The organism is Janibacter sp. HTCC2649 (assembly GCF_000152705.1).
GTDB lineage: Bacteria > Actinomycetota > Actinomycetes > Actinomycetales > Dermatophilaceae > Knoellia.
The window spans coordinates 2,361,902-2,373,190 of sequence record NZ_CH672413.1 but is presented as its reverse complement, the minus strand read 5'-3'; the positions used below and the strand labels follow the sequence as shown (position 1 = coordinate 2,373,190).

At 69.6% G+C, this 11,289-nt stretch carries 12 protein-coding genes; 6 read left to right on the top strand and 6 right to left on the bottom strand.

Annotated features, from left to right (window positions below; translation table 11 throughout):
• Positions 1 to 9: 9 nt before the first annotated feature.
• Positions 10 to 813, bottom strand: coding sequence for a PIG-L family deacetylase (locus tag JNB_RS11365; protein ID WP_009776612.1), 804 nt, complete (start codon positions 811 to 813; stop codon positions 10 to 12).
• 33 nt (positions 814 to 846) lie between these two features.
• Entirely contained in the window at positions 847 to 1,461 is a 615-nt protein-coding gene (locus JNB_RS11360; protein WP_009776611.1) for an ankyrin repeat domain-containing protein, read from the bottom strand.
• 44 nt (positions 1,462 to 1,505) lie between these two features.
• Here JNB_RS11360 and JNB_RS11355 point away from each other — a divergent pair, with 44 nt between their 5' ends.
• Positions 1,506 to 2,885, top strand: coding sequence for an FAD-binding oxidoreductase (locus tag JNB_RS11355; protein ID WP_009776610.1), 1,380 nt, complete (start codon positions 1,506 to 1,508; stop codon positions 2,883 to 2,885).
• A gap of 106 nt (positions 2,886 to 2,991) precedes the next feature.
• Entirely contained in the window at positions 2,992 to 3,252 is a 261-nt protein-coding gene (locus tag JNB_RS11350) for a DUF6458 family protein (protein WP_009776609.1), read from the top strand.
• Positions 3,253 to 3,321: 69 nt separating this feature from the next.
• Here JNB_RS11350 and JNB_RS11345 read toward each other — a convergent pair whose 3' ends face one another.
• Positions 3,322 to 5,199 carry an acyl-CoA dehydrogenase gene (locus tag JNB_RS11345; RefSeq protein ID WP_009776608.1) on the bottom strand — a complete coding sequence of 626 codons (1,878 nt, stop codon included), beginning with the start codon at positions 5,197 to 5,199 and terminating at the stop codon, positions 3,322 to 3,324.
• Positions 5,200 to 5,379: 180 nt separating this feature from the next.
• On the opposite strand from JNB_RS11345, the gene JNB_RS11340 reads away from it, so the two are divergent.
• Positions 5,380 to 5,949, top strand: coding sequence for a hypothetical protein (locus JNB_RS11340; RefSeq protein WP_009776607.1), 570 nt, complete (start codon positions 5,380 to 5,382; stop codon positions 5,947 to 5,949).
• 191 nt (positions 5,950 to 6,140) lie between these two features.
• Positions 6,141 to 6,896, top strand: a complete 756-nt coding sequence (locus JNB_RS11335) for an MBL fold metallo-hydrolase (RefSeq protein WP_050766610.1) — start codon at positions 6,141 to 6,143, stop codon at positions 6,894 to 6,896.
• 22 nt (positions 6,897 to 6,918) lie between these two features.
• Here the strand turns inward: JNB_RS11335 and JNB_RS11330 are convergent, their stop codons facing one another.
• Positions 6,919 to 7,866 carry a diacylglycerol kinase family protein gene (locus JNB_RS11330; protein ID WP_040883734.1) on the bottom strand — a complete coding sequence of 316 codons (948 nt, stop codon included), beginning with the start codon at positions 7,864 to 7,866 and terminating at the stop codon, positions 6,919 to 6,921.
• Between the two features lie 59 nt (positions 7,867 to 7,925).
• Between JNB_RS11330 and JNB_RS11325 the strand changes: the two genes are divergently transcribed.
• Complete coding sequence (locus JNB_RS11325; protein WP_009776604.1) at positions 7,926 to 8,717, top strand: DUF1206 domain-containing protein; 792 nt, start codon at positions 7,926 to 7,928, stop codon at positions 8,715 to 8,717.
• Here the strand turns inward: JNB_RS11325 and JNB_RS11320 are convergent.
• The gene (locus JNB_RS11320) at positions 8,702 to 9,406 is read right to left on the bottom strand and encodes a phosphatase PAP2 family protein (protein WP_009776603.1); all 705 of its coding nucleotides are present in this window, start codon (positions 9,404 to 9,406) and stop codon (positions 8,702 to 8,704) included. The genes JNB_RS11325 and JNB_RS11320 overlap by 16 nt on opposite strands.
• Positions 9,406 to 10,128: a phosphatase PAP2 family protein gene (locus JNB_RS11315; protein WP_148232388.1), complete on the bottom strand. Its 723-nt coding sequence runs from the start codon at positions 10,126 to 10,128 to the stop codon at positions 9,406 to 9,408. Before JNB_RS11315 ends, JNB_RS11320 begins: the two co-directional genes overlap by 1 nt.
• 224 nt (positions 10,129 to 10,352) lie before the next feature.
• Between JNB_RS11315 and JNB_RS11310 the strand changes: the two genes are divergently transcribed.
• On the top strand, positions 10,353 to 11,288 hold the full coding sequence (locus tag JNB_RS11310; RefSeq protein WP_009776601.1) for a serine/threonine-protein kinase: 936 nt from the start codon (positions 10,353 to 10,355) through the stop codon (positions 11,286 to 11,288).
• The last annotated feature ends 1 nt before the right edge of the window (position 11,289 follow it).

The following is an 11,289-nucleotide window of genomic DNA, read 5'->3' as shown; positions in this document are numbered from 1 at the left end:
CCTGAGGCGTCAGGCCTCGAGGTCGGCGAACGGCCAGTCGTCGACGATGCCCGCAGGACGCCCCGGCTCGATGTAGAACTCGGTGCCGAACCATGCGAGGAAGATCTCGGGCGGCAGCTGCAGCATCATGCCGACGTCGCTCACCTGACTCGCGTGGGAGGCGAGCGCGGCCCGCTTCGACTCGATGTCGCCGGACACGTCGACCCGCCAGTGGATCTGCGTCTCGGGGGTGCCGATGGGCTCGCCGTCCTCCATGGGCTGGTCGGGGTCGAAGCCGGCCTCCTGGCCAGCCTCCTTCGCCGCTTCCCAGCCGGCGCGCATGGCGTCGCGGTTCATCGTCGTCTCGAGCAGCCGGGGACGCTGGGCGGCGAGGTCGGCGGCGCGATGGGCGACCTTGTGCACCTTGATGTGGTCGGGGTGGCCGTAGCCGCCGTGCCAGTCATAGGTCACGAGGACATCGGCATCCTCCTCGTCGAGCACGTCGACGAGTCGCCCGGCGGCCTCGTCGAGGTCCGCGCTGTGGAAGGACTCGTCGTGCGAGTTCTGCTCCCAGCCGTGCATGCCCGAGTCCTGATAGCCCAGCCACACGATGCGCTCGGCCCCGGTGACCTTGGCGGACGCCTCGGCCTCGCCGCGGCGGTAGTCGGCCAGGGTCATGCCCTCGGGGAGCTCCTCCGGGGCGCTGCCGTGCTCGCCGCCGGTGCCATAGGCCACGACGACACGGTGGCCCTCGCGCGAAAGTCGGGTCATCGTGCCGGAGGTCCCGGAGGCCTCATCGTCGGGGTGGGCATGGAGAAAAACGATCGTGGCCATGACCCAATCCTCCCCCGGCCCACCGACATCGACTCAATCGGTGCTCAGGATCCCGGCGATCGCGGACTGGCCCATGCGCTGCGCGTGCTCGAGCGCCGTGACGCCGTCCCTGTCAGCGAGTGACGTGTCCGCGCCTGCATCGAGCAGGATCTGCACGATCTCCTGGTGACGTTGCCCGCCGTCACCAAGGATCACGGCCTCGAGCAGCGCGGTCCAGCCCAGGTCGTTGACGTGGTTGACGTCGATGCCCGTCCGCACCACGCGGCGCACGTAGTCGACATGCCCTCGCTCGCTCGCGGGAATGACGGACACCCCGCCGAACCGGTTGCGGATCGTGAGGTCCGGATCCGCCGGCAGCAGTGCCTCGAGCATCGCCACGCTCCCTGTCACGCCGGTGACGAGCCACGGTGTGTCATGGCGGTCATCGAGGGCGTCGGGAGAGGCCCCGCGTGTCACGAGGAGCTGCGCCACCTCCACGTGGTCCCCGGTCGCGGCGAGCAGCAGTGCGTTGCGGCCGTGTTCGTCCCGCGACTCGATGCCCGCCCCCTCGTCGAGAGCGGCCGTGACCGCCGCAACGTCTCCTTCGGCTGCAGCGCGCAGAAGGCGCGCGGCTCCCGGCAACGAACTCGTGGGCGCAGGGGTCGTCATGCGCCCATCGTGCCCCGGGTGGACGCCGTTCCTAGGATGAACGGGTGACCGATCGCAGCGCTGCCGTCGCCGAACTCGTCGCCTCCCTGCCGGAGGGGGTGGTGGCGACGTCGCCCGAGTCGCTCGAGAAGTACCGCCGGGACTGGGCCAAGGACCCGGACGCCGGTATGCCGTGTGCCACCGTTCGCGCTGAATCTGCCGAACACGTCCAGGTCGCCGTCCGCTGGGCGGCGGGTCACGGCATACCCGTCGTTCCGCGTGGGGCGGGCAGTGGCCTGAGCGGTGGCGCCTCGGCCATCGAGGGCGGACTCGTCGTCAGCCTCGAACGGATGACCGCCATCGAGATCGACCCGGCTGCGCGCTGCGCCGTCGTCGAGCCCGGTGCCTTCAATGCGGCGGTCAAGAAGGCCGCCGCCGAACACGGCCTCTGGTACCCGCCGGACCCGAGCTCGTTCGAGATCTGCTCCATCGGCGGCAACGTCGCGACCAACGCGGGCGGCCTGTGCTGCGTGAAGTACGGCGTGACGACCGACTACGTCCTCGGCCTCGATGTCGTCCTCGCGGACGGGCGGCTGATCACGTTGGGGGGCAAGCGCATCAAGGACGTCGCCGGTCTCTCGTTGCTCAAGCTCTTCGTCGGCAGCGAGGGCACGCTGGGCATTGTCACGCGAGCAACGTTGCGGCTCATCCCTGCTCAGCTCGCGCCGTCCACACTCGTCGCCACGTTCGACTCCGTGCGCGCGGCGGCTGAGGCGGTCGCGGCCATGGGTCGGGTGGTGCGCGCGTCCATGGTCGAGCTCATGGACCGACCGACGGTCAACCAGGTCGAGGACTTCGCGCCGATGGGCCTCGACCGCGAGCGCGCGCTCCTCCTGGTCCAGTCCGATGCGCCCGAAGGTGCCCGCGCCGGCGAGATGGCGGTCATCGAGAAGGCGTGCGTCGACTCCGGCGCCGTCGACGTCTTCGTGACCCACGATGCCGCCGAGGGCGAGAGCTTCGTGCGCGCGCGGCGCCTGGCCTTCCCCGCCGCCGAGGCTGCCGGCTCACTACTCCTCGAGGACGTCGGGGTCGCCGTGCCGCTGCTCCCCGACCTCGTCGCGCGCGTGGAGGAGATCGGCGTCGAGCGCGGTGTCGACATCGTCTGCGTCGCCCACGCCGGTGACGGCAACACCCACCCCATCGTCATGTACGACGCCGCCGACGCGGAGTCGAGTGCCCGCGCCCACGCCGCCTTCGACGACATCCTCACGGCCGCCATCGCCCTCGGCGGGACGATCACCGGTGAGCACGGCGTCGGGCGACTCAAGCGCGCTGCCCTCCCCGCGATGCTCGGCCCCGACGTCATGGAACTCAACCAGCGCATCAAGGACGCCCTCGACCCCGACGGCCTCCTCAACCCCGGCTCTGTGCTCGCCGCGCGCTGAACCAAACACCCCTGGCAGTAAATCCGCAGGTCAGCGCCATGCACGGGTAGGGTCATCTACCGATCCGGGAACCCTGAACCCGGACGCGGACCCTTGGGAGTGACCCATGTACATCGGACTCGGAATCGTCCTCATCGTGATCGGCGCGATCCTGTCGTTCGTCCTGCAGGTGGATATCCCCGGCATGGATGACAACATGCTCGGTTGGATCCTCATCGGCGCTGGAGTCATCGCGATCCTGCTGTCCTTCGCGATGCGCGGCCGCACCCGCCCCATGGGCTACACGGCGACCCGCTCCACGCAGGTCGACCCCACCACCGGCTCGCGCGTCGACGAGACCCGCGTCGACCCGGACTCGCGTCTCTGAGGCGAGCACACGGCATACGCGAAAGGCCCCGGTGACCACACGGTCACCGGGGCCTTTCGGTGTCTTGGATCAGAAGGCGGACTCGGGGACGTCCATGAGCTCGTTGTCGGTGGCCTCGGCCATGGCGCGCTCGGCGGCAAGGCGCGGGAGGACCTGGCGGCTGTAGAACTGCGCGGCCGCAACCTTGCCCGTGTAGAAGTCGCGATCCTTGTCGCTGACCTCGCCCTCGAGAGCCTTGAGCGCGATGTCGGCCTGGTTCAGCAGCAGCCAGCCGACGACGAGGTCACCGGCACCGAGGAGCAGGCGCGTGGTGTTCTGGCCGACCTTGTACAAATTGCGAATGTCGGCGTCACCACCCTGGCGCGGGTCGGACTTCATCAGCTCGCCGACCATGTAGCCGAGGATGCCCTGGACGTTCTCGAGGCCCTCGCCCAGGAGCTCGCGCTCGCGGTCGAGCTTGCCGCCGTGGCCGCCGAGGTCCTTGGCGAACTCCTGGATCTGCATGGCCAGCGTCGTCAGGGCCTGGGCCTTGTCCTTGATGATCTTGCGGAAGAAGAAGTCGAGGCCCTGGATGGCGGTGGTGCCCTCGTAGAGGGTGTCGATCTTGGCGTCGCGGACGTACTGCTCGACCGGGTAGTCCTGGAGGAAGCCGGAGCCACCGAACGTCTGGAGCGACTCGGTGCCGAGCAGCACCCAGGCGCGCTCGGAGCCGAGGCCCTTGACGATCGGGAGGAGCAGGTCGTTGACGCGGTTGGCCTGCTCGGCGGGGGAGCCGTGCTCGAGGGTCTCGGCGCCGCTCTCGAGCTGGGCCGAGTCGACGATGTCCTGCTGGGCCGCCGTGTAGAGGACGAGGGCGCGCAGACCCTCGGCGTAGGCCTTCTGCAACATGAGGCTGCGGCGCACGTCGGGGTGGTGCGTGATCGTCACACGCGGCGCGGCCTTGTCGGTCTGCTGCGTGAGGTCGGCGCCCTGGACGCGCTCCTTGGCGTACTCGAGCGCGTTGAGGTAGCCGGTCGACAGGGTCGCGATGGCCTTGGTGCCGACGAGCATGCGGGCGTTCTCGATGACGCGGAACATCTGCGCGATGCCGTCGTGCACATCGCCCAGAAGCGTTCCGGTGGCGGCCTTTTCGCCGCCGAAGGTGAGCTCGCAGGTCGTGGAGACCTTGAGGCCCATCTTCTTCTCGACGTTGGTGACGTAGACGCCGTTGCGCTCGCCGAGCTCACCGGTCTCGAGGTCCACGGCGTACTTGGTGAGGATGAAGAGCGAGAGGCCCTTGGTGCCGGGGCCAGCGCCCTCGGGGCGGGCGAGGACGAAGTGGACGACGTTGTCGACCATGTCGGACTCGGCGCTCGTGATGAAGCGCTTCACGCCGGTGATGTCCCAGGTGCCGTCCTCGTTCTGCGTGGCCTTGGTGCGGCCCGCGCCGACGTCGGAACCCGCATCGGGCTCGGTGAGCACCATCGTGCAGTGCCAGTCCTTCTCGGCGATCCAGCGGGCGAGCTTCTTCTGCTCGTCGTTGCCCAGGATGTGGAGCAGCTTGGCGAAGCCGTAGGACGCGTTGAACATCAGCAGCGCGGGGTTGGCGCCGAGGACCAGCTCGTTCATGGCCCAGCGCAGGCTCGGCGGGGCAACGGTGCCGTCGAGCTCGGCGGGCAGGTCGATGCCCCAGAAGCCGCTGTCGCGGTAGGCCTTGTAGGACTTCTTGAACGACTCCGGCATCGTCACGACCTGGGTCTCGGGGTCGTAGACGGGCGGGTTGCGGTCGGCGTCCTGGAACGACTCGGCGATCTCGTTCTCGGAGAGCCGTGCCATCTCCTTCAACATCTCGCGTGCGGTGTCGGAGTCGAGGTCCGCGTAGGGGCCGTGGCCCAAAACGTCGTGGCGACCGAGCACCTCGAAGAGGTTGAACTCGATGTCGCGCAGGTTGCTCTTGTAGTGGCCCATGCACCCATGGTGCTACTGGTCGGTAATGCCGGGCAAGGCAGATCCGGGGTTTGTGACTAAGCGCACGCTTAGTGGCCTGCGTCACGCTGGTGGGCGGACGGCATACAAAGAACAAAAGGCCGGGTATGCCGTGTGTGCCGGTGACGGAGACCGGTGCGGCGGTGTGGTTCGCTGGATCTCATGCCTGAGCAGGACCGCAAGGTCGCACCACCCGAACCCACCGCCGAAGAGAACTCCGTCGTCGCGGAGGCGACCAGGGCGATCGACGCCCAACAGCTGTGGGTTGCCCGGGACCTGCTGGCCGCACACGTGCGCGAGGAGCGCGACGTCGAGGCACTGCGTCTGCTCGGCGAGGTGCACCACGGCATGGGCGACCTGCCGGCGGCGGGCGCGGCGTGGTTCGGGGCCGGGGTGAAGGGTCCCGAGGTGCAGGCCGCCGTGGCTGCCTGGCGCTCGGCCCACGGCGATGACTTCGGCGCGATGTGGCGCTCGCTGCCGCGGTCGGTGCGTCAGGAGCCGCGCTCCAAGAAGGTCGAGGCACTGCGTGGCAAGGCCCTCGAGGCCCGTGAGGCCGAGGGGGAGGCCACTGACCCGGCGGGTTCTGGCGTGGGTTCGTCGGCGTCCGGTTCGTCCTCGGGTGGCGGGATCGACGCAGCCCAGATCATCGCGTGGGTCATCGCTGCCCTCGTGGTCGTGTGCGCGATCGTGGGGCTCGTGCAGATCCTGCGCTGGATGGTCCCCGGCGCCTGACGGTCGTTGAGGACCCGAGCCCGCGAGCACGGGGCGCGGCAAACGGCTGTCGCGCACGCGATCTCTGCACGTGCTGAGCACGAGTGTTGGGGTGGCGGCAACCCTTTGCCGCGCGCTGTGCTCGTCGGCTCTGCTCTTGGTGACCTCTGCATTCAGTGTCAATCGCGGCCGAGGTCAGGAACACTGCCGGCATGGCGAAGATGAAGGTCACGGTCATCGGAGGGCAGGGGGCGTGGCCGACGGCGGATGCGGGGTGCAGCGGGTATCTCGTCGAGGCCAGCGGCCAGCGGATCCTCATGGACCCGGGGTGGGCAACCTTTCAGGGACTCCTCCGGCTCGCCGATCCGCTCGAGATTGACGCGGTTCTGGTCTCGCACAGCCACCCGGACCACTGCGCCGACCTGCTGCCCCTGCTCCGGTCGCGTGCCCTGTCGGAACCTGCCGCAGATCCGCTGCCGGTCTATGCCCCCGCCGGCGCCCTCGACCACCTCCTGGCGAGCGACGCGGTGGGCGCGGTCCAGCGAGCGGCGGACCTCCGGGTCGTTTCTGACGGGTCGAAGGTGCGGATGGGAGAGTTCGATGCGGCGTTCGCCGAGCTGCCGCACCACGTGACGAACCTGGGCGTGCGGCTCAGCGCCGAGGGAACGTCGGTCTCCTACACCGGCGACGGCGGCCCTGACGCTGCGGTGGTCGAGCTGGCTGCGGATGCCGACCTGCACATCGCCGAGGCGACCTTTGCCGAACCGATCACGGGCGAGGACGCCGGTTTGCTCACCGACCTCGCGACCGCTGTCGAACAGGGAGCTGCTGCGGGCGCCCGCCAGGTTCTCCTGACGCACTTGTGGCCGGGGGCTTCCTATGACGAAATCGTCCAGGAACGGTATGGACACAGCTCGCCTCTCGTTGCGGTAGCGCGTGCTGGCATGACCTGGCAGGCGCCAGCCTGACGCGTCATGCCAGCCCGGCGGGTCAGCGCTGCTGCACGCGGACCACCAGGCTGCCGGGATCGACGACCAGTCGTAGTCGAGTGGCCAGCCCCAGGACGTCGCCGTCGGCCTCCACCTTCTGCCCCGGGCTCACGGTGACCACGACGTCGCGACCCTGCCGGCGTTCGATCGAGGGACCGTCGTCGGTCTGTCCTCGCAGGACCGTGGAGGCCACACCGGCCCACTGCGCCAGGCTCTCTGGGGTGAGCGTTGCGATGTCCAGCAGTCCGTCGTCGAGGACGGCGTCAGGCAGGAGCGTGATGCCTCCGGTGAGCGTTCCGCAGTTCCCCACGACCAAGGTGCGCGCCGTGACCGGCTCGGCCTTCACGTCGTCGAGCGTGACCGACAGCTGGAACCCCTCCCCACGCAGGTTCTTGCTCGCGGCCAGCACGTAGGCAGCCCAGCCCACCCTGCCCTTGAGGCCCTCTGGTGCGTCGTCCATGATCGCGGCGTCGAAGCCCAGGCCGGCCATGACCGTGAAGAGGTGGGCGTTGGCGGGCCGCTGAACGACCGGTGTCGGGTCGGCCAGCTGGTCCTCAGTGGGGTCGAGCAGCAGCCAGCCGGCGTCGATCGTGCGGTCGACGCCGGTGAGGGCGCTCGTGACGGCATCGGCCAGGTCGTCCACCGGTGCCCCGACGTTGCGGGCCAGCAGGTTTCCGGTGCCGCCGGGCAGCAGGCCCAGAGGCACACCTGTGCCTGTGAGGACCTGAGCGACCGCGCGCACGGTGCCGTCGCCGCCGAGGGCACAGATGATGTCCGGCCGGTCCAGCAGCGCCTCACGCGTCTGGCCGAAGCCCGGGTCGTCCTCGGTGGTCTCGACCAACGTCGCCGTGCTGAACCCCGCGGCGCTCGCCGCGGACTCGACGGTCCGCCGCACCGCCTCGAGGTCCTCGAATTTCGTGGGGTTGACGATCACCACTGCTCTGGGCATGGGTTGACCGTACGCCACCAAAGGCCTTCTGACCTGCGCTGTTGTGGGAGGCTGGCGCAGTGGACACCCCCAACGTCAAGACTGCGGCACACGAGGCCGGCAACTCCGCCATTGTCGAGCGGGGGGCAAGGCTCGGCTACGCCGTGAGCGGGCTGCTCCACCTGCTCATCGCCTACATCGCGCTCAAGGTCGCCTGGACCTCCGGGGGAGGAAGCGCAGACCAGTCCGGCGCCCTCGCGACGTTGGCGAGCAGCAGCGGCGGGCCCTTCATCCTCTGGGTGACCGTCGTCGGGTTCGCGCTCCTGGCGGTCTGGCAGCTGACCGAGGCCATCACCGGAGCACACGGTGCTGAGCTCGGGGACAGGGTCAAGGCGTTGGGCAAGCTGGTGGCGTACGCGGCGCTGACGTGGACTGCCCTCAAGTTCGCGACCGGGTCGTCCACCTCGAGCGGTGACCAGACCAAGGACTTCACGACCAGCCTGATGGGGCACACCGGAGGCCGGCTCCTCGTCGGTGCTCTCGGGGTGGGTGTCGCCGCTGTCGGTGGCTACCACATCTACAAGGGGTGGAAGGCGAAGTTCCTCGAGGACCTCACGGAGCACCCCGGACAATGGGCCGTGCGGGCCGGGCGTGCGGGCTACGTCGCCAAGGGCGTGGCCCTCATCGTCGTCGGCGGTCTGTTCGTCGTCGCTGCCGTGCGCAAGGCGCCCTCAGAGGCCACCGGCCTCGACGGCGGGCTGCGAACCCTGCGCGAGGCGCCTGCGGGAACGATCCTGCTCACCCTCGTCGCCGTGGGCCTCGCAGCCTTCGGCGTGTACTGCGGGGCGCGGGCGCGCTACGCCCGGGTCTGACCGCTGGGGCGCTCGCGACGCAGGTAGCCCCAGGCGAGCAGAGCGCTCAGGATGCCGTTGACCGCTCCCATCGCGACATCGCTCGGGTGGTGCATCCCGCGATAGAGCCGCGCATACCCCACGAGGAACGGCGCGATCCCGCACAGCACGATGACCACCGTGCGCAGGACCGGGTGGGTGATGCGGCTGGCCATGAGGACGAGCGAGACATACAGCGCCGTGGAGGCTCCCTGGTGACCGCTGGGGTAGCTGGAGGTCGGCGGTGCCGGGTCGAGGTGGCTGACCTCCGGCCGGGGACGCCCGACGATGGCTGTCGCAATGACGAAGATCGTCGCCTGGAGCGAGATCGCGAGAACCGGGACCACGGCATACCACCACTGTTTCGTGCGCCACCACACGATCAGCGCCACGAGCACTGCGACGCCGATGACGTACTCGGTGTTGCCGATGTGGGACCACACCATCGTGATCGAGTCCCAGGTGGGCGTACGACCGGCGGCCAGGTCCCTGTTGACGGACTCCTCGCTCGACCCCACGCTCTTGAGTGGGCCGGCGAGGAGCAGCCCGATGCCCACGATTCCCGCGAAGAGCAGGAGTGAGGGGGCGACGGCACGCACAGCGGCGTCCTTGAGGGCGGAGCCGACCGACGGTCGACTCGTGTCGTCCTCGTAGCGGGTGAGGAAGGCCATCAGGTGCGCTCCTTGGGGGTGGTGGGGGCGGGTTCGGGGTCGAGGGACGGCGGCTTCCAGTCGATGTAGCCCACGTAGGACGCGCCGACGAGGCCCACGCCGAGCAGCACGCCGGCCGTGACGTCGGAGGGAAAGTGGACGCCGAGGAAGACGCGGTCAAGGCAGGTCAGGAGGACCACGACGGTGGCGACGGCGACCGCGGCGACCCTGACCGCACCGCGGTGCAGGCTCGGCCAGAGCAACAGGACCACCGTCGTCGCGGCGATCGTCGCGTTGGCCGCGTGCCCCGACGGGAACGAGTAGCCCGGAGCGTGCGAGACGGGGTCGGACACGATGGGCCGGGCGCGCTGGACGAGGTACTTGAGGTCGAGCGCGAGGTTCCAGCCCACCATCATCGTCACGAACGCCCAGAGCGCGCGGGTCGTGAGGTGCTGGCGGCGCCACACCCACAGGCAGACCAGGGTGGCCACGACATAGAGGTAGGTGGGGCTGCTGAACTGCTGCCAGACGAGCAGGAGGCGCCGCAGGTCCGGGTGCCCCCTCGTGATGTCGGTCGCCGACCTGATCGCTGCCTTGTCGGCACTGATGAGCGGGTCGAACTGGGTGCGCACGAGAAACGCGAGCGCCGTGACGACGAGCGCGACGACGAGGCCATAGGCCAGGGCCCGAGCCACGCGCCGCAGGCGGCTGCGGGCCCGCGTTGTGGCATCTGCGCTGGTCACCGGGCCTTTCTACCAGAGGATTGGATGCAGTGGACCGCTGGGCGTGACCCGCGCATGGGTCACGCTCTGTGGCCCGCTGCAGGCCCGTGACCTGCGACAATGGTCTCCAGTCATCCCTCCGATCCGGAGGGAGCCCTCCCGCTCAGGACTCTCGTGCCCACCGTTTCCCCCTGCCTTCCGACGCCCGGCGCATCTCCCGCCGCGGGCGTCCCGGGTCCCCGCCCGTGAACTACACCTCAGGACTGCTCCTGAGCAACCGCTACCGCCTCGAGGAACTCATCGCCGAGGGTGGGATGGGCCAGATCTGGCGCGCCCTGGACGAGACGTTGCAACGGACCGTCGCGGTCAAGGTCCTGCGACCCGGCACCGGCAGTGATGACACCTTCGTCGAGCGGTTCCGCGTCGAAGCAGTGAACTCTGCTGGCCTCCAGCACCCCAACATCGTCACCGTGCACGACTTCGGCGAGGGAGAGCACTCGGCCTTCCTCGTCATGGAGCTGATCGAGGGCAAGCCGCTGTCCGCGGTCATCGCCGAGCAGGGTCCCCTCCCCGCCGAGGAGGTCACGGAGATCCTTCACCAGACCGCGTCAGCGCTCCAGGCCGCTCACGAGGCCGGTGTCGTCCACCGGGACGTCAAGCCGGCGAACATCGTGGTCGATGCCGACGGTTACGCGCGGCTGACGGACTTCGGCATCTCCAAGGCGATGTCGGGCTCCGCCCTGACCCAGACCGGCGAGATGCTGGGCACGGCGCACTACCTCGCCCCCGAGCAGGTCCAGGGCCGCCCCGCCACCCCCGCAAGCGACATCTACGCCCTCGCGGTCGTCGGGTTCGAGATGATCACCGGCACCCGGCCGTTCGCCGGCGAGTCCATGGTCACGACTGCGCTCGCGCACGTCGGTCAGCCCGTGCCGGAACTGCCGGACTCCGTGCCCGAGCCCTTGCGCACGACCGTGCTGGCGGGTCTGGCCAAGCTGCCCGAGCGGCGCCCAGCCGATGCTGCGGCCTTCGCCGAGGCCCTGCGTCTGCCGGCAGGCACGGCACCCCCTCACCTGGTCGAGGGGGCTCTGTCCGCCGTCAGCCCCGTGGTGGCCGGGCTCCCGGACGGGATGTTCACGCCCTACCCGCCGGCGCGCGTCGACACCGACTCGCAGGCCTGAA

What these genes read in the sequence shown, in the direction of transcription:
- JNB_RS11365 (WP_009776612.1), bottom strand. Translation starts at nt 813, where the DNA reads ATGGCCACGATCGTTTTTCTCCATGCCCACCCCGACGATGAGGCCTCC.
- JNB_RS11345 (WP_009776608.1), bottom strand. Translation starts at nt 5,199, where the DNA reads ATGGGCCACTACAAGAGCAACCTGCGCGACATCGAGTTCAACCTCTTC.
- JNB_RS11330 (WP_040883734.1), bottom strand. Translation starts at nt 7,866, where the DNA reads ATGCCCAGAGCAGTGGTGATCGTCAACCCCACGAAATTCGAGGACCTC.
- JNB_RS11350 (WP_009776609.1), top strand. Translation starts at nt 2,992, where the DNA reads ATGTACATCGGACTCGGAATCGTCCTCATCGTGATCGGCGCGATCCTG.
- JNB_RS11320 (WP_009776603.1), bottom strand. Translation starts at nt 9,406, where the DNA reads ATGGCCTTCCTCACCCGCTACGAGGACGACACGAGTCGACCGTCGGTC.
- JNB_RS11335 (WP_050766610.1), top strand. Translation starts at nt 6,141, where the DNA reads ATGGCGAAGATGAAGGTCACGGTCATCGGAGGGCAGGGGGCGTGGCCG.
- JNB_RS11340 (WP_009776607.1), top strand. Translation starts at nt 5,380, where the DNA reads ATGCCTGAGCAGGACCGCAAGGTCGCACCACCCGAACCCACCGCCGAA.
- JNB_RS11360 (WP_009776611.1), bottom strand. Translation starts at nt 1,461, where the DNA reads ATGACGACCCCTGCGCCCACGAGTTCGTTGCCGGGAGCCGCGCGCCTT.